The following is an 18,446-nucleotide window of genomic DNA, read 5'->3' on the forward strand; positions in this document are numbered from 1 at the left end:
TTTCTGTACTTTTTTGTTATAATAATTTTTGCATTATTGAATATTTGCAATATGGAGGAGTAGAGCATGCATATTGGAGAACTTTTTTCCATGTTTCGAAAGGAACGAGGAATTACGTTGAAAGAAGCGACGGGTAATCAATTTTCAACTTCGATGTTATCACGTTTTGAAAATGGGCAGACGGATATTTCAGCTGAAAAACTCTTTCAAGCCTTGGACAATATTTATCTGGATCCCGAGGAATTTTTGCACCTGTTGCGAGGATTTCATATGTCTGATTTTCAACGTTTTCAAATGCAAGTTAACAGATACAGAGATAATAAGGACATGGATGCTCTTCTCCGACTTCAGGAGGAAGAAGCGCAGGCTATCACTAAAGATGGCAAAAAGCAATACCATCGCTTGAATCAGTTGGTAATTTCAACGATTTTGGATGAAGATTTTGGAAAGAAAATGCCGAGGGCAGAGTTAAAAGAGGTGGAAGATTATCTGTTCAAAAACGGTATCTGGGGACAGTACGAGCTTTACATTTTTGTCAGAAGTATCAACCTTTTCCCATCTGATTTAATGGTAACCTACTGCCGTGAACTCTTGCACCGCATGGATTTTTTAGATAAGCATTACAATAATCGTTTACTCATGCATTCTATTTTTTTGACTGCCCTATTTATTAGCATTGAAAGAAGACGATTTTCAGATGCTCAATATTTTGAAAAGCAGATTAACCAGTATTTTGACGATGATAGAGAATTGTATCTGCGTATTGTCCTTAAATTAGCACAAGCCACTTTGGAATATTGTCAAGGTGGCACAGAAGCTAAGCAGGAGATTGATGACTTGATTGAGACACTCATTAAGCTTGACGCTAGCGATTTTGCTCAATATTATCGCAGGGAGATTGACAAGATTCTTCAAAATTGCAAATAGTCAAAAAAAGTTCTGAAAAGGACTTTTTTGTTATCATTAAACTATCAAAATAAGGAGGAAAGACTCATGACTGATTTTATCGAAGAACTCAACAAGAAATCTGTTGATACAACTTCTAGTATTGAAACAAGAAAATGTGTGAAACAAGAAAATGTGATGTTGTTACAATTTCTTGTTAATTAGCTGACTGTTAGAATAGTTTTCTAGCAGTAATTATTTATGAGAGTGGGACGGATAGCATAATATCTGTCCCATATCTTTTAGGACATTGGAGGGTTAAGTAAGATGCAAACTAAATCGTGTGTGATTAACGGTAAAACTGTTGAAAATTTTGATTCCAGTAGAGATGATTTGGAATTATTTGAAGTGATTGATGAAGAAAAACTCCAAGAAATGGAAGCGAAATTCAAAAAATTAAGAGAAAAAATGTCTCACTTAAAGGAAAAATGGCATGGATAAGACATTTTTTACTCATGTCAGATCGACTGATAAACTGCCAATTTTTGGTTTTAAAATTCACATCTCCGCAACATGGGGTAATTATCAAAACATAACTGCTTTAATGCTAGAATTTTTGTCCACTAGGAACATTACTTACAAATACATAAAAGAGGCAAAAAATGTTTTAACTAATTTTTCTACAGAAGAAACCACAGCAGAATCAGGAAAACTCTTTACCTTGTACCCAAAAACTAGAGTAGAGTGCATAGCCTTGTTAGAAGAACTCTATGACTATCTTCCAAGAGATGAGGATGGGATTTACATTTTAAGTGATCGCCCTTATAAAGACTCAAAACTGATTTTTTACCGATATGGAACTTTTAAAGAATCCTTAGATTATCCTGAAGAGGGATTAATGACCATCAAAGGGGGTGACGGAAGTATTTGGCAAGATTACCAAAAATCTTATTTTGATTTGCCTATTGACGTAGAAGATATACAAGAACCACTTATAAAAACATCCAGTCATCTCGCCAAGCGCTTGAAAGTCACAGAAGTTTTGAAAAAAACAGAACGGTGGCAATGTCTATCAAGGAGAGCTTCTATCAGACTCGCAAAAAATTATCGTCAAAGAAGCTGTACCTCATATTATGTTTAATAAAGAAATCACCAAAGCGGAACTAAGAAATAGGGAATTTCAACGATCACATCACTTCGAGCGTTTTATTCCGCAACCGATAGAAAAGATGTCTGAGTGGATAAATGATTATTATATTTACCACTATATTGGTGGCGATAAATTATATGAGCATTCTACTCGATATTCCCTATTTGGTATGGAAGCAAGTGATAGGAGTGATAACGTCCTAAAATTTAAAATCTTTTTAAACATCATTGAAAAAATCTTTGACTTGGTGTCTTATTTTCATGATAAAAATGATGTGATTCATGATATCCATCCAGATAATTTTCGGTTTGACGAAAAAGGGGAACCCTTCTTAATTGATTTAGAAATGATTTATCCCTATGGGGAATCTTATATTCCTATTCAATCAGAAATTGCTTTACCGTCTTGGAATAAATTAGATGGAAAAGTTGCCGATTGCCATAAAGTTGCTAATATGATTTTATATCTTGCTGGTAAATTACATACTTCCAAAGATTGGGAAAGTAATATTTCTATCTTGGAAGAGGTTGCCTATTATTTTGGAATAGAATCAACTATTGGAGATGTTATTTTATATCTTCTAAGGCCAGATGCAGATATTAAAGTTGCTCAAAAATTATTGAGACAAGTCCAAGTAAAAAGCCATGATAACTCAATAACTCTGGAGGATATCCAAGAAGAAAACATTGTTCATTTCAAAGGTTTATCTGATTTGATTGAGCACTTGTGTCCACAATTCAGTTTATATCAAGCCAATGCTCAGAATAAGCAAATGCTTTATTGTTTGTTGGATAAAGAAAAACATATTGGATTAGACGGCATTGCAGGTTTATTATTTCAATTAAAAAAACACTATTTTAGTGAAGAGATCTGCGAGTATGCTATTTCAAAATTGCTAGCTGCTCTCAGAGAAGTAGATAGAGGAAAATCTTTACAATTTAAGCCAGGTTACTGCTCACCCTATCTGATAAATGGCAGTGCTGGCGCCATAAAAGTTTTGATGACTATTGACTGTGAGAGATTTGATAAAGAAATCTTGGCGATGGCTGATGCACTTTGCTTTGACTTTGCCCAAGGACCAAGATTTTTAGATGGTATGCTTGGCTGTATAGATGCACTACTAGATGTTTATGAATGGTCTGCTAATCCTAAGTATCTGGAATTTGCCAAGAAGCAACTGACGATTTGCTCCATCTATTTAACTCATGATCAATTGGAAGTCGCTGACTTTATCTATCAGTATCAAAGACTTAGAAAGAAAACTAGCGTATGAAACTTGTCTTAAAAAATCATTTCTTCCGAAGAATGGTTATGTCTAACTTTTTAAACAATCTTGGTAGTGCCATTTATAATCTGGTTTTTGTCATCTATGTGGCGGAGGTCTACCATTCCAAAACCATGCTTTTCATCGCTAACAACATCATGATGTTGCCTATTTATTTCCAGATTTTTGTAGGGTTTCAATCGGACAAGACTAAAAACAAGTCAAGAGCTCTTTTGATTTCAGGTTATGTCCAAGCTCTGCTTTTTATCGGAGTGGCATGGTTGACACAAAACGCTACCTTTGTCACCTTTTCTCTTATCTGTCTTATTAATGTTATCAGCGATATGCTTGCCCTCTACAGCAGTAATTTACGTCTGCCACTTTTTAAGCGATTTCTAGGAGAAGAGGAATTACGCGAAGCCTTTTCTTTCAATCATTTTGTTAGAATCCTTTCAAATATCGGAGGGCAATTCCTAGGAGTTTGGCTACTGACGATTAGTCATAACAACTATGGCTTGGTTGCTTTTCTTAATGCTCTGACCTTTTTCTTATCAACAGTGTTACTCATCGGTATCTTCAAAGACTACGATAGCTTAGTTGAAAAAGAAGCACAGAACAGTCAAGAGGAGCCAGAAAAGTCTAAGAAACAGTCTCTAAAAGGGGCTTGGAAAGTTTTGCAAGGCGCTTTTGAAACTGTAGGCAGTGGTATTTCAGTTAAGCGGCTTCTTTTAGCTTTGACCTTACAATTTACCCTTGCTGGAGCTGAAAATGTCATGTTTAACATGTACTTTCTCTCTCATCCCATAGGGATTTTAAGCTATGAGCAGATTTTGATAGCCCTCAACCTCGTCTCAACAGCAGGTCTCGTTGCTGGTGATTTGACGCCAAATGACTGGTTTAGCCGGCAAACCCATCCTTTCTTGCTCATCTGCAATGGTCTTTTGGTAGCTCTCTTTGGTTTTCTCTGTCTCTTGAATTACCAAGGCTATTTTTTGCTGGTTCTCTTGTTTATGACCGGCTATATTTTTGCCAAATCAAGTCCTAAACTAACCAGTGAATTGCTAATCGCGATACCCGAAGATTACTTTGGTCAGGTTATGGGGCTTATATCCACCATTACTCAATTAGCCATTCCTGTTGGAGGCTTCCTCCTATCAGGGCTACTGGTCTGGAATGAAACAGCTACGTGGATTCTTTACACGTTAATAGCTGCAGTGAGTGTATTATTACTTTCTGTGAAGAAAAAGCTAGCGCAGGACTGAGAGTACAGAAATTTTTAGAAATTTCGGCTCATTGTCAACTGTAGTGGGTAGATGTCAGCTAACATCTCGAGAGGACCAAATTGGTCTTCTCTTTTTTGAAATCAGTTGAAGTAAGCGATGCATCCAAGCAGTTAAAACTCTTGAAAGTGCTTGGTTTCAAGGGCTTTTCGTATATGGTTGAAAGATAAATATCTAGAGGAAGTAGTTCTTAGCATAATGACAGATTAGCAATTTTGATTGAAATAGGTAATCGTTTGGATTGTTTCAAATCGTTTGATGTTTTAGTAATGTGATGAACTTTAGTACTATAGCATAGTCAGTTTTGATTGTTTTGTAGCACAGTGTGTGTTAAAATGTATTTACGAAATATCTTTACAAAGAGGTGATGATTATTATGGCAAGCACTCAACCAGTAAATTTCAGAGCAGATTCTGCTTTTTACCAACAAACAAAACAAATATTGGCGGATGAGAACGTGACCATGTCTGATGTGCTCAATGCAGCCCTTCGTAAAATTGCGACTGGAGCAGTTGATCCAAAAGAGTTCGTCACCAGCGATTCTCAGGAGACGCAGTATCAAGTTGCTTTTGAGGATTTGAAAAAGGAGATTCTGATTGGTCATCAAGAAATCGAGCAAGGTAAGCTGACTGCTTTAGCGGATGTGAGAAAGGAATTTGGTCTTGACTAATCATAAACGTTATCATGTTTCTCTTACAGATCAAGCAAAGAAAGATTTACGAGAAGTTCACGACTATATTCTACTCAATTTTTATAGTCAACAATCGGCTGATGGGAAACTTGACCTTGTTCTAACAGCTCTTGAAACCTTGGAATCTTTTCCAGAAGCCTGTCCGTTGGTTTCTAGACGAGGCTATGGTGAACTGACAAATGATGGTAAACGCTATCGTTACATGCCAATTGAGCATTACTTGGCCTTTTACTATATTGAGAACTATAATGTCTACGTTGCTAGAATTCTAAGTTCTAAGCAAAATTGGGCTAAGTTATTTAATAAGTGACTGTCGTATTACCCTAGAAAGGAAACTCCCTAAATTGTATTACAAATTTCTACTATTCGACCTTGATCACACGCTTCTTGATTTTGATGCGGCTGAGGATGTGGCTTTAGAAGCATTATTAGTCGCAGCTGGAGTGACTGACATTCAAGCTTATAAAGATTACTATGTGCCTATGAATAAGGCCATGTGGGAGGATTTGGCTGCTGGGGAAATCAGTAAGCCCGAACTCATCCGCACGCGCTTTGCTAAGTTATTTGCCCACTTCGATCAAGAGGTGGACGGTGCTTACATGGCAGAACGTTACCAGCACCACCTCAGTCAGCAGGGACAGGTGTTTGATGGGGTTCCAGAGTTTTTGGAGATCTTATGTCAGCAGGGCTACCGCCTTTTTGGAGCAACCAATGGGGTGACCTTTATCCAAAAAGGTCGCTTAGCACACTCAGGACTTGCCACGTACTTTGAGAAGATTTTCATTTCTGATGAAGTTGGCCATCATAAACCTGACAAAGCGTTTTTTGAAACCATAGCAGAGCAGGTGGACGGGTTTGAAGTATCAAAAGCCGTCATGATTGGAGATAGTCTTTCAGCAGATATTCAAGGCGGTAGCAATGCTGGGATTGATACGATTTGGTTTAATCCACTTCGGTTAGTCAACGATAGTACAGTCATTCCAACCTATATTGTTGAGACTTATGACCAAATCGTGGACATTTTACAAGCTGCTGAAGCGAAAACACACTAGTCACCAATGGCACATCAATCAAAAAGAGTGGATTAGTTCCATTCTTTTGTCGTTTTACAACGCCTTTAAAAAAGTCTATAATGGTCACAAGATAAGGAGAATATATGTTTGGACTACAGAAAAAATTACCTGGCTTGTTACTTTGTATCGGACTTGCTATAACAGCTTGGTTGCTTGGGAAGTGGCTTCCTTTAGTTGGGGCACCTGTTTTTGCGATTTTTCTTGGTATGTTAGCAGGACGTTTCCATCAAAATCGTGAAAAAACCCGTTTAGGAATCACTTTCACATCAAAATACCTGTTACAGACAGCGGTGGTACTCTTAGGCTTTGGTTTGAACCTTTCCCAAGTCTGGGCTGTTGGATTAACGTCGTTACCGATTATCATCAGCACTATTGTAACTGCACTACTGACTGCCTATATCTTGCAGAAGTGGCTCAAACTGGATGTGAATACCACAACTCTAGTCGGTGTGGGGTCTTCTATCTGCGGAGGCTCTGCTATTGCCGCGACAGCGCCAGTTATTGAAGCCAAAGATGAAGAAGTTGCTAAGGCAATCTCCGTCATCTTCCTGTTCAATATCTTAGCTGCGCTTACTTTTCCAACGTTGGGAGAGGTGTTTGGCCTCTCTAATGAAGGTTTTGCCCTATTTGCGGGAACGGCAGTCAATGATACCTCTTCTGTAACAGCGACAGCGACAGCTTGGGACGCCATTCACGGTAGCAACGCCCTAGATGGCGCAACCATTGTCAAATTAACCCGTACCTTAGCCATTATTCCGATTACACTAGGCTTGTCCTTTTATCGGAGTTATCAGTTTTTGAAAAATGGCGGAGCTGCTCAGTCAACTTTTAGCTTTAAGCGAGCTTTTCCGATGTTTCTCCTTTATTTCCTATTTGCTTCGCTGTTAACAACCCTAGTTAGTAGTCTGGGAATGACAGTAGAATTCTTTGACCAATTTAAAATCTTATCAAAATTCTTTATCGTCATGGCCATGGGAGCTATTGGCTTAAATACAGGCATCGTCACATTAGTCAAAACAGGTGGTCAAGCTATCGGTGTTGGTGCCACTTGCTGGACTATCATAACCTTTACCAGTTTGTACATGCAAGCCTTATTAGGAATTTGGTGAATAAAGAATACATAAAAAGAATGACGTTAATTTCGGAGGAAATACATGACCCCTATTTATTTTTTAGACGGATTAGGTAGTAACCGTCATTATGTTACCCGTTTGGAGGAGGCTTTGATTGAACAAGGTTTTGAGTTGATCTATTTAGCCTTGCCTGGACATCCTAATAATTTTAATTGCCCTACAGAAACCTTAGAAGATTTGACTGCGTGGTTTGACAAGCAGACTCCAAAGACTCCTTTTATTTTGATGGGATTTTCTCTAGGAGCGGATTTTGCAGCTTATTTAGCGAAACAGTCTTCTCATGTCTCGCATCTCATTTTACTTGATGGTGGCTTTATGGATTTTGACGTTTTTGGGTATTCCTTAGAGCAAGAGTTGGCGGACACTAAGATTTATTTTGCTTCTGAGACCTTTGCGGATTTGGGAGAAAAACTGCGCGAAGAAGAGAAAAGTGCTGACTATTGGGGTGAGGACTTGGAAAAAGCAGTACGCTATGCCTATGTCAAAAAAGAAAATCAGTACCAGTTAAATCTTAATTCAGAAATTATTCTTAATCTCCTAAAAATCAGACGTGACTGCCAGTTTGTGATTTCAAAACCATATTTTTCAGTCCCAACACTGATGATACTCTCAGACAGCCCCGCTGAATTCTTAGACTTCAAGCAAACACAATTAAGTAAAATTGCAAATAACCATGTCACTAGTAAAATTCTTTCAAACACCACCCATCAACTCTATCTTGAAAAACCTAATCAAATAGCAGTAACGATTAAAGATGTCGTGTCAAACAACTTTTCCAAAACTCTTTAAACCCTTATTCTTTTGTGATACAATGAAACAAAACCCCATAAAAAGGAGAAAATAAATGGTTGAAAAGCGTTTTAAAGGGATAATGAGATCTATTGTTCCAGGGATTTTGTTTCTTGGGATTGCAATCCTTTCAACAGTTGCTTTTATGGCAACGACAGGTGTCGATAATCTTTATCGAAAAGGGGAGATAGTCCAAAGTAGTAACTTATCAAATGGTAATAAGGCGCTAGTAGTGACAGCGATTATACCAGAACCTCTAACGACAATTGAAGGCTATAATAGCAACCTCTACTTGGTAGAATATGACAATACGGATGGGACATTTGGTTATATCGGACTTGAATCAGATGCGAAAGACCCAGTTCTAGAGAAGCTGATTGCTAAAGGTGATGAGCTGGTTGAAAAACCAGAACGCATTGAAGTAGAACTCGTGACAAGCTCTAGTCAAGAAAATGGTATTGAAGGCTACGAAAGTTTTATTCAGGAGACATTTGCTGGAACAGATTTAGAAGGACGTGTTAGCCGAACTTATTACGCTTCCTTACGTGAAGTAAGTAGTACACGCTGGATGTCTTATGCCCTCATTGCTGTAACTGGACTTATTGGTATTGCCTGCTTAGTAGGTGGTGTATTGACCGTGCGCCAAAACAAACGCAACTATGAGGCGCTTTATCTTGCTTATCCAGACTTGCATGGCAACTTGGACAATATCATTAGGGAAGCTACTTACCATGATGAACGTCTAGGGCTCTTGGTTTATAAGACACACTTGATTTCTTATAAAGTGAAATTCTACGCCATTGACCTAACACAGGTGACCTCTCTTTATCATCATATCATTTCAACTAAAGCTTACGGTTTGATTACGACCTCACGCCATTCACAATTGATGGTAACTTTGGTTAATCAGAAGAAAGTGCAAAAGGTTTTCTTTAAAAATATTGGTAAATCAACAGATGATGAACTCCAACCTTTATTTGCTCTGATTGAACAAACATATCCTAATATTTCTTTAGGTTACGACCAAAAGTAACACATTCATTTACTGCTTAAAAACGAGGTTATTCCTCGTTTTTTTGTTATAATATGACTATGAATAATACGATAAAGCATAAATTAGAATTACTTCCTGATAGCCCGGGGTGTTATCTCCACAAGGATAAAAATGGGGTGATTATCTATGTGGGTAAGGCAAAGAATCTGAAAAATCGTGTGCGTAGCTATTTCCGTGGCAGCCACGATACCAAGACAGAGCTTTTGGTATCAGAAATCGAAGATTTTGAATTTATTGTTACCGAGTCTAATATTGAAGCTCTGCTTTTGGAAATTAACCTCATTCAAGAAAATCTTCCTAAGTACAACATCAAACTCAAAGATGATAAATCTTACCCTTTTATTAAAATTACTAAGGAACTTTACCCAAGGTTGCTAATTACCCGTCAGGTCAAGAAAAATGATGGGCTCTATTTTGGTCCATATCCTGATAGTGGCGCAGCCAATGAGATTAAAAAGCTCCTTGACCGAATTTTTCCTTTTAAAAAGTGTAAAAATCCTGCTAATAAAGTCTGCTTTTATTATCATATCGGCCAATGTAATGCTCATACCATCTGCAAAACCGATAAGTCCTACTGGGATGGTCTGGTAGATGATGTTAAAAACTTCTTAAATGGTCATGATGATAAAATTGTCAATGACTTGAAAGCTAAGATGATGGCAATGGCAGAGCAGATGGAATTTGAACGTGCTGCTGAGTACCGTGATTTGATAGAAGCAGTTGGAACCCTGCGTACCAAGCAGCGCGTTATGAATCAAGACATGCAGGATAGGGATATTTTCGGTTACTATGTCGATAAGGGATGGATGTGTGTACAAGTTTTCTTTGTTCGTCAAGGAAAGCTTATTCAGCGAGATGTCAATCTGTTTCCATACTATAACGAACCGGAAGAGGATTTTTTGACCTATCTGGGGCAGTTTTACAGTGACAGTAGTCATTTGATGCCTCGTGAGATTTTTATTCCAGCTAATATTGACCAAGAATCTGTTGAAGCCTTGGTAACGGCTAAAGTCACAAAACCTCAAAAGGGTGAGAAAAAACAACTGGTTAATCTAGCGACAAAAAATGCCCGCGTCAGCCTTGAACAAAAATTTAGTTTACTGGAAAAAGATTTGGTTAAAACACAGGGAGCTATTGAAAATCTTGGAAGTCTGCTTGGCATTGCAACCCCACACCGTATTGAAGCCTTTGATAACTCCAACATTATGGGAACCAGCCCAGTTTCTGCCATGGTTGTTTTTGAAAATGGAAAGCCTAATAAAAAGGAATACCGTAAATATAAGATTCAAACGGTTGAAGGACCAGATGATTACGCCAGCATGAGAGAAGTTATTCGCAGACGATATGGCCGTGTGAAGCGAGAGGGATTGGTACCACCAGATTTGATTATCATTGATGGTGGTCAGGGACAGGTCAATATTGCTAAAGATGTTCTGAAAAATGAGCTCAATGTGGTCATTCCTGTTGCAGGTCTTCAAAAAAATGACAAGCACCAAACGCATGAATTGCTCTTTGGAGAACCTTTAGAAGCGATTGACCTTCCAAGAAATTCTCAGGAATTTTTCCTGCTACATCGTATTCAAGACGAGGTTCACCGCTTTGCTATTACCTTCCACAGACAAGTGAGAAGTAAGAATAGTTTCTCTTCAAAATTAGATGGCATAGAAGGTTTGGGTCCTAAGCGCAAACAGGCACTGCTCAAACACTTTAAATCAATCACAGCCATTCAGAAAGCGACAATTGAAGATCTTAGAGCAATTGGTCTTCCAGAAAAAGTGGCGGAATCTGTTTTGGAGAAATTGAATACGACAGAAGAGACGAATTAATGAGGAGACTTTGAGATGAATACATACCTTATGTTAATTGTTTTGGTCCTTTTATTGGTCTTAGTTATTTCAAATTTATTCCTAAATCCCTTGTCGAAAACCAGCTGGTCAGATCCTCTGTTTGTTCAGCGGAGTATCGGTGTTGGGATAACCATCAATCTGAAAAATCGCTTGGGGTGGTGGATTTACATGATTGTCTCGGTGGCTTTGGTTATCTTACTAGCTATGGTGTTTCTAGATAAATCTTGAAAGTGTAGTTCCGCCATTTCCCTAAATCTTAAAATATGATAGAATGTAAGGGTGATTATAAAGAGAAAGAGGAAGTCAGATGAAATTCCTAGAATTAAATAAAAAGCGCCATGCAATCAAGCAATTTAATGATCAGCCTGTTGATGTCAAAGATGTGCGCACAGCTATTGAAATTGCGACATTGGCGCCAAGTGCCAATAACATTCAGCCGTGGAAGTTTGTCATTGTGAAAGAGAAAAAAGCAGAGCTTGCTGAGTTGGCTTATAGTACCAACAAAGACCAAGTTGAAGCTTCTCAATACACCATTGCACTCTTTACAGATACTGATTTAGTAAAACGTTCACGCAAAATTGCGCGGGTCGGTGTGAAAAATTTGCCAGATGATTTAATTGGCTACTACATGGAAACCTTGCCACCACGCTTTGCTCAGTTTACAGAGCAACATAAGTCAGATTATTTAGCACTAAATGCTGGATTGGTAGCGATGAATCTTGTACTAGCTTTGACAGATCAAAAGATTGGCTCAAACATCATTCTTGGTTTTGATAAGAGCAAGGTCAATGATGTTTTGGAAATTGACAGTCGTTTCCGTCCAGAACTCTTGATTACTGTTGGTTACACTGATCTTAAGCCAGAGCCAAGCTACCGCCTCCCAGTTGATGAAGTGATTGAGTATAAGTAAGTAGTTATTGCAGTGGGGTTCGGCGCCCCCCCACACGTAGATAGTTTTTATTAGAAACGAGAAATAAAAAATGACAATTGATTTTAAAGCAGAAGTTGAAAAACGTAAAGACGATTTGATGGCAGATTTGGTTAGCCTTTTGGAAATCAATTCTGAGCGTGATGACAGCAAGGCTGACGCGGATCATCCATTTGGACCTGGGCCTGTTAAGGCATTGGAAAAATTCTTGGAAATTGCAGAACGTGACGGTTACAAAACACGAAATATTGACAACTACGCTGGTGATTTTGAATTTGGTGAGGGCGAAGAAGTTCTCGGTATCTTTGGTCACCTTGACGTAGTGCCAGCAGGTAGTGGTTGGGATACTGACCCATATAAACCAGTGATCAAAGATGGCAAACTCTATGCGCGTGGGTCATCAGATGACAAGGGGCCAACAATGGCATGTTACTATGGCTTGAAAATCATCAAAGAACTTGGTTTGCCAACCTCTAAAAAAGTGCGCTTTGTCGTTGGTACAGACGAAGAGTCTGGATGGGGCGACATGGATTACTACTTTGCCCACAATGGTTTGAAAGACCCAGACTTTGGATTCTCGCCTGACGCTGAATTCCCAATCATCAATGGTGAAAAAGGAAACATCACAGAGTACCTTCATTTCACAGGTGCTAATGCTGGTGAAGCAGTGCTTGAAAGCTTTGCAGGTGGTTTGCGTGAAAATATGGTTCCAGAATCTGCCACAGCAGTTGTCTCAGGATTAGCAAAAGATGATGTTGAAACTGCTCTTGCTGCCTACATTGAAGCTGAAGGCTTGCGCGGTGAAGTCGTTGAAGCAGATGGTCGATTGTCTGTAACTATTTACGGAAAATCAGCTCATGGGTCAACACCAGAAGCGGGTGTCAACGGTGCAACTCACTTGGCACGTTTCTTGAGTGTGTATGACTTTGAAGGTGGCGCAAAAGCTTATCTTGAAGTAGCTGGAGAAATCCTTCATGAAGACTTTGCTGGTGAAAAACTTGGCGTAGCCCATACAGATGACAAAATGGGTGCCCTTAGCATGAACGCAGGTGTCTTCTCATTTGATAAGTCTAGCGAAGACAATACAATTGCCCTCAACTTCCGTTATCCAAAAGGAACAGATAAAGAAACCATCAAAGCGAAACTGGAAGAAATCGAAGGGGTGGCATCAGTTAGCCTTTCTGAGCATGAGCACACACCACACTATGTGCCAATGGAAGATGAACTCGTTCAAACACTCCTTTCTGTTTATGAAAAACAAACAGGCTTAGAAGGTTACGAACAAGTCATCGGTGGCGGAACATTTGGACGTCTCTTGAAACGTGGTGTAGCCTTTGGTGCAGAATTCCCAGGAGATGAAAACACCATGCACCAAGCTAACGAATACATGCCATTGACAAACATTTACCGCTCAGCAGCAATCTACGCCGAAGCAATTTATGAGTTGATTAAGTAATATTAAAGATAAAAAGGTCGTTACGACCTTTTTTCGTACTCAACGGAAGGATACAATGAAAACACTAGAAGATATTATCTCAGCCATTATGGCTGATCCTAACAATCAAACCTTTACAGAAAGAGGAATTATACCTCTGGTAGCGGCACCAAAGACCGCAAAGATTGTCATTGTCGGACAAGCACCAGGTAGTCGTGCGGAGGCGACTGGCATGTACTTTAACGACCCCTCTGGGGACAATCTAAGAGAGTGGCTAGGGATTGATAGAGAAATGTTTTACAACTCAGGCTTGATTGCAGTTGTGCCTATGGATTTCTATTTCCCAGGCACAGGTAAGTCGGGTGACCTTCCACCACGACAGGGCTTTGCAGAAAAATGGCATGCGCCGATGTTTGATCTTATGCCTGAAGTCGAGCTGGTCATTCTCATTGGCAAGTACGCGCAGCAGTATTACCTAAACCAACCAAAATCAGCCAAACTTACCGATACAGTAAGGCATTTTCAAGATTTCCTGCCCCGCTATTTTCCCCTAGTACATCCATCCCCAAGAAATAATATCTGGCAGAAGAAAAATCCCTGGTTCAAAGAAACCGTTCTCCCAGAACTTCGGAATCGTGTGGCAGAGATTTTGGGAAATGGCTGAACGATGGTATAATGGAAGTATCTATTTAAGATTAGGAATGCAGGATGACATACACAGGTGAATTAGCGATTGAACAACAACTCATTGACCGCAGGCATGAGTCAAAGATAATGATTTTTTCAAACAATTAGCAGAAAGCTTAATTGGTGAAATCAATAAGTAAAATAATGAAAGTATCATTAGTATGTTTAGAATTGAAAAACAAAAAAATGCATTAGATTTTGAAATTAGAGGATTTTTCTCAATTAATGATGAACAAGAAATATTAGGTAAAATCTATCATGCTATAGATGGTATATTCTTAGAATTACCAATTAGTAATGATGAGTTAGACGTTAAATTAGATCATTTAATTGGGATAAATAACCAAGATGTCATATCACTATTTCATTTAAGACAATGTGGATACTCAGAGAGTGATATTACTATTAGTATTACTAAGTATAGAGTTGAATATATGATATGCGATTCTATGCCTTATAGTAGCTTGGAAGATATAAATCTTTCAAAAGCGTATTTTTCATTTGAATATTTGAGTTCTTTAGTGCAAAAATTCAAAGAAGAGGAGGAAACATTTTACATTCATTATTTAGGTGCAGAACTAAAATAATGAGTTTCTGAAAGGAGTAAATCGAGTCAGTCTGCGACGGATGGATTTGAAAGGAGTACACAAATAAAACCAAACTATGTAATAAAATACAAAACAGTTAAACCAATTTTAGACATAAAGAGTGATATTGTTAAACTTTAAAATTTTTTGTCCATTCTAACAAGTGTGTATATGCCTATCAGTTTTTTTCGATTTGATTCAAGTACATTTGATTTAGTTGGAAATCAAATGAAGCATATGGGGAGAATTTATTTTTATCAAGCTAAAGAGAGAAGAAATGTACCAAAAGTAATTACATCTTATAATTACCAAGATTTAGTGAAAAATTTTAGTAGTATTTTAAATTCATATTTTGCTAACTATTCAGTTTATGAAGCAGTCATAATTAATCTGATGGCTAATCTAAAATATAATAATTTGGTTGAGACGCAATATTTTGATCCCATATCTTCTGTCGAAGAAGTTACCAGATTGAATTTAGATGGTAGAAGAAATCTTTCTAATGAAGTATTAAACTTTAGAAATCAAGTTCTAGGTTTGTTAGATGAGATGATTACAGATAGTAATGATAGAAAATTATTTGAGACTGCTTTGGAAAGTATAGATTATAAATCCTTTGTATGTAAACTGAAAGAATTGTGTAAAGATTTACCTAAAAATCTGCGTAATAAAATAATATTAAAAGATAATCCTGTTCTAAAAAATAAGGATTCAATAAGTAGATTTGCTTCAAAATGTGTTGCAACTAGAAATTATCATGCTCATGGAAGTATTGATAGAAATAATAATACATTTAATCCAGAAGAAAGGTTTTATGCAAGTAAAATTCTAAATCTCATTACGGAATATTATATGAGGAATGCTATTGGTATTTCTGATGAGATTATTAGCTCAGCCATTCTTCAGAAAAGAATCTATCAATCAGTAATTAAACCTTATAGTTATCAATCTCCTAATGTAGTCTAGGTAATGAAATAATTCGATTTTAGAGTTAATTATTAAAATTAGTGTAAGAATTAATAGGCACATTTACAATGTGAACATTAAGCTATGGAATTTGAGTTCTTACATAAAAAATTACTAAGAATAAATTTTATGAATTACTTTGTAGTGACAAGTAATAAAAAAGCTAATATTTGTTCATTGATTTTGTCATGGTATAATAAATTAAAAAGATTAGGATTTTAGGAATATGAATGTAATAAAACAAATCAACGAGTTTAGAGACAATCGTGATTGGCGTCAATTTCATAATGAGAAAGATTTAGCAATCTCGATTTCTTTGGAAGCTTCAGAACTTCTAGAATTATTTCAATGGAAGTCAAGTGATAAAGTCGTACAATCATCACTTGAACAAATCAAAGAAGAACTAGCAGATGTACTCATTTACAGTTACATGATGGCTGATAATCTCAATCTTGATATCAATGATATTATCCTAGAGAAGTTAGTTAAGAATGAGAAAAAATATCCAATTGATAAAGCAAAAGGAAATTTAAATAAATATACAGAATTGTAACCAAACAGGAGAATCAAATTGAGCACTATATCAAAACCAATAATAAAAGAGGTTGATTATAACTCAGACTCATTGATTGAATTAAAAAATTCACTGACTTCTGGGAATGAATCTAAATATTTATTTGATTATCCAACTGTTTATATTGTTAATAATCAAAATAAAAATAAATTTAATGTTTATGTTGGTGAAACTACAGATATTGTTAGACGAACAGCGCAACATTTAAGCGTTGATGTTAGAAAAGGAAATAGGAAAGATTGGAGAGAATTTGAAGAGTCCCTTTCTTCTAAAATGTTTGTTATCGGGCATAATCATTTTAATAAATCGTTAACACTTGATATTGAAAATAGATTAATGCTTTATCTAGCAAGCGTTGATAATGTTTTAAATGTACAGAATAGACGGGGAAATCCTCAAAATTCATACTACACATCAGAAGAATTGGATCAAATTTTCTCAAAAATTTGGCGAGAACTAAACAGAAAAAACGAATACCTTTTTCCTGCTGAAAGTTTCATAAGAAATTCAGCAATTTTCAAAGCTTCTCCATTCCATAAACTAACCAAAGAGCAAATTCAAGCAAAAGATAAAATCATTTTAAATATAGCGTCAGCCGTTAGTAAGGGAGAAACTGGGACTCTGATTTTAGTTGAAGGAGAAGCTGGTGCAGGAAAAACTGTTCTTATGAGTTCTTTAGTCGATGATCTTTTAAATTCTGATGATACCAAGATGATTAGAGATCATAATTTGATTAACATTTTAGTCAATCATGATGATCAACTTAGTGTCTATCAAGAGATAGAAAAGAAACTTGCTTGGCAGAGTGGAAGTAGTATTAATGTTTCTTTGAAACCAACACAGTTTTTAAATTCTTTAAAGAAACATAATTTAGATGCTGGAATTGTCATTGTTGATGAAGGACATTTACTATTAACTTCTAAAAATCAAGCTTACCAAGGCGGAAATCATTTAAAAGACTTGCTTAGTAAATCTAAAGTTGTAGTTCTAGTCTATGATAAAAAGCAAATTATGTCCAAAAGTCAAGTATGGACGGATAACGAACTGTCAAATTTACGACTTGACGCAAGTCTCAAAGGTAACCTTATAAAACTCAACAACCAGATGAGAATAAAATCATCGCCTGATACCTTCGAATGGATTCGAAACATAATTGATAAATGTGTGATAACTGACTTAAAATATGATCAAGATTATGACATTAAGATTTTTGATACACCATTAGAATTGCAACAAGCCATTAGAGAAAAAAATAGAAATCAAAGATTTGGAATTTCTAGATTAGTTGCCACATACGACTGGGAATACAGTAGCCAGTCCAAACCAAATGATTGTCAATATTGGGAAGTAAAAATAGGGGATTGGTCTTGTCCATGGAACAGAGAACTCCCTAAAAATCGAAAAGATTCAAAAGTCTCATGGATTGAACAGTCGCAAACAATCAATGAAGTTGGCTCAACGTTTACCGTTCAAGGGTTTGACTTAAATTATGTGGGCGTTATTATTGGACCATCAGTGAAATACCGAGATGGAAAAATCATTTTTGATCCTAGTCAAAGTAAAAATAAAAATGCAGTTCAAAATCGAAAATTAGAGAATGGCGAGATGAAAAACTTTGCTGAAGAGTTACTGCAAAATGAATTAAATGTGTTATTAACGAGGGGTGTGAATGGATTGTATATATACGCCGTTGATGAGGAGCTTCAAAAAGCACTGAAACATGCCATTGAATAAACTCTTCAAACCAAGTCAGCCCAGCTGACAGACCTCCTTCACCAGCTCAAGGGTACCACACCAGAAGCGCAGGCTGAATTAGACGCCTTTTTGAAGGATTTGACCTTATAGACATGTGACACCAGACCATCATCTGGTGTTTTTTGGCCTTTAAAAGAGGCTGGGCAAAAACTAGCTTCAAAATAAAACCACACAGTGATTTCCGTCTCGAAAACAATCAAGATGAAAGAATCGCTGTGTGTTTTTTGAGTATTTGAAGTTTTTGAGCCTAGATTCTTGGCCAATTTTGTGAGATTCATACTCATAAAGAGGAAGCCAACTTCCGTTTGGACAGCTTGATTGCCTCTTACATGAACTCTTCGCACACCA

The 18,446-nt window shown here is 37.1% G+C and carries 20 protein-coding genes and 1 pseudogene; 20 read left to right on the forward strand and 1 reads right to left on the reverse strand.

Annotated elements, in window-relative coordinates; genetic code table 11:
• The first annotated feature begins 66 nt into the window (after positions 1–66).
• The 20 genes from GZ996_RS05800 to GZ996_RS05895 all read left to right on the forward strand — a co-directional run bounded on the left by GZ996_RS05800 (position 67) and on the right by GZ996_RS05895 (position 18,077).
• Positions 67–927 (forward strand): helix-turn-helix domain-containing protein, encoded by an 861-nt coding sequence (locus GZ996_RS05800; RefSeq protein ID WP_162011560.1) that lies wholly within the window; start codon positions 67–69, stop codon positions 925–927.
• A gap of 285 nt (positions 928–1,212) precedes the next feature.
• Entirely contained in the window at positions 1,213–1,386 is a 174-nt protein-coding gene (locus GZ996_RS05805; RefSeq protein WP_162011561.1) for a hypothetical protein, read from the forward strand.
• A complete protein-coding gene (locus GZ996_RS05810) occupies positions 1,379–2,026 on the forward strand; it encodes a class III lanthionine synthetase LanKC N-terminal domain-containing protein (protein ID WP_162011562.1) in 648 nt (215 codons plus the stop codon). The genes GZ996_RS05805 and GZ996_RS05810 overlap by 8 nt, the downstream gene beginning before the upstream one ends.
• Positions 2,019–3,308: a hypothetical protein gene (locus GZ996_RS05815; protein ID WP_162011563.1), complete on the forward strand. Its 1,290-nt coding sequence runs from the start codon at positions 2,019–2,021 to the stop codon at positions 3,306–3,308. Before GZ996_RS05810 ends, GZ996_RS05815 begins: the two co-directional genes overlap by 8 nt.
• A 38-nt stretch (positions 3,309–3,346) precedes the next feature.
• A complete protein-coding gene (locus GZ996_RS05820) occupies positions 3,347–4,561 on the forward strand; it encodes an MFS transporter (RefSeq protein ID WP_162011564.1) in 1,215 nt (404 codons plus the stop codon).
• 394 nt (positions 4,562–4,955) lie between these two features.
• Complete coding sequence (relB, locus tag GZ996_RS05825; RefSeq protein WP_156805287.1) at positions 4,956–5,249, forward strand: type II toxin-antitoxin system RelB/ParD family antitoxin; 294 nt, start codon at positions 4,956–4,958, stop codon at positions 5,247–5,249.
• Entirely contained in the window at positions 5,242–5,580 is a 339-nt protein-coding gene (locus GZ996_RS05830; RefSeq protein WP_156805286.1) for a type II toxin-antitoxin system RelE/ParE family toxin, read from the forward strand. Before relB ends, GZ996_RS05830 begins: the two co-directional genes overlap by 8 nt.
• A gap of 34 nt (positions 5,581–5,614) precedes the next feature.
• Positions 5,615–6,322, forward strand: coding sequence for a YjjG family noncanonical pyrimidine nucleotidase (locus tag GZ996_RS05835; protein WP_162011565.1), 708 nt, complete (start codon positions 5,615–5,617; stop codon positions 6,320–6,322).
• Between the two features lie 104 nt (positions 6,323–6,426).
• Entirely contained in the window at positions 6,427–7,452 is a 1,026-nt protein-coding gene (locus tag GZ996_RS05840; RefSeq protein ID WP_162011566.1) for a YeiH family protein, read from the forward strand.
• 45 nt (positions 7,453–7,497) lie between these two features.
• Positions 7,498–8,265, forward strand: a complete 768-nt coding sequence (locus GZ996_RS05845) for an alpha/beta fold hydrolase (protein ID WP_161978465.1) — start codon at positions 7,498–7,500, stop codon at positions 8,263–8,265.
• Between the two features lie 55 nt (positions 8,266–8,320).
• Positions 8,321–9,298 (forward strand): hypothetical protein, encoded by a 978-nt coding sequence (locus tag GZ996_RS05850; RefSeq protein ID WP_161978464.1) that lies wholly within the window; start codon positions 8,321–8,323, stop codon positions 9,296–9,298.
• A gap of 59 nt (positions 9,299–9,357) precedes the next feature.
• A complete protein-coding gene (gene uvrC / locus GZ996_RS05855) occupies positions 9,358–11,145 on the forward strand; it encodes an excinuclease ABC subunit UvrC (protein WP_162011567.1) in 1,788 nt (595 codons plus the stop codon).
• Positions 11,146–11,160: 15 nt separating this feature from the next.
• On the forward strand, positions 11,161–11,394 hold the full coding sequence (locus tag GZ996_RS05860; protein ID WP_156805280.1) for a hypothetical protein: 234 nt from the start codon (positions 11,161–11,163) through the stop codon (positions 11,392–11,394).
• A gap of 79 nt (positions 11,395–11,473) precedes the next feature.
• Positions 11,474–12,076: a nitroreductase family protein gene (locus GZ996_RS05865; RefSeq protein ID WP_162011568.1), complete on the forward strand. Its 603-nt coding sequence runs from the start codon at positions 11,474–11,476 to the stop codon at positions 12,074–12,076.
• A 118-nt stretch (positions 12,077–12,194) separates the two neighbouring features.
• The gene (gene pepV / locus GZ996_RS05870; RefSeq protein ID WP_443255850.1) at positions 12,195–13,550 is read left to right on the forward strand and encodes a dipeptidase PepV; all 1,356 of its coding nucleotides are present in this window, start codon (positions 12,195–12,197) and stop codon (positions 13,548–13,550) included.
• Positions 13,551–13,605: 55 nt separating this feature from the next.
• On the forward strand, positions 13,606–14,193 hold the full coding sequence (locus GZ996_RS05875; RefSeq protein WP_162011570.1) for a uracil-DNA glycosylase family protein: 588 nt from the start codon (positions 13,606–13,608) through the stop codon (positions 14,191–14,193).
• A gap of 184 nt (positions 14,194–14,377) precedes the next feature.
• Entirely contained in the window at positions 14,378–14,803 is a 426-nt protein-coding gene (locus GZ996_RS05880) for a hypothetical protein (protein WP_162011571.1), read from the forward strand.
• A gap of 171 nt (positions 14,804–14,974) precedes the next feature.
• On the forward strand, positions 14,975–15,769 hold the full coding sequence (locus GZ996_RS05885) for a HEPN domain-containing protein (RefSeq protein WP_162011572.1): 795 nt from the start codon (positions 14,975–14,977) through the stop codon (positions 15,767–15,769).
• A 226-nt stretch (positions 15,770–15,995) separates the two neighbouring features.
• On the forward strand, positions 15,996–16,322 hold the full coding sequence (locus GZ996_RS05890; RefSeq protein ID WP_162011573.1) for a nucleotide pyrophosphohydrolase: 327 nt from the start codon (positions 15,996–15,998) through the stop codon (positions 16,320–16,322).
• Positions 16,323–16,334: 12 nt separating this feature from the next.
• Positions 16,335–18,077 (forward strand): DUF2075 domain-containing protein, encoded by a 1,743-nt coding sequence (locus GZ996_RS05895; RefSeq protein WP_443255851.1) that lies wholly within the window; start codon positions 16,335–16,337, stop codon positions 18,075–18,077.
• A gap of 155 nt (positions 18,078–18,232) precedes the next feature.
• On the opposite strand, the pseudogene GZ996_RS05900 reads toward GZ996_RS05895, so the two are convergent.
• A pseudogene (locus tag GZ996_RS05900) lies at positions 18,233–18,446 on the reverse strand (IS5/IS1182 family transposase); the annotation flags it as partial.

The organism is Streptococcus sp. S784/96/1, from assembly GCF_902729355.1.
GTDB lineage: Bacteria > Bacillota > Bacilli > Lactobacillales > Streptococcaceae > Streptococcus > Streptococcus caledonicus.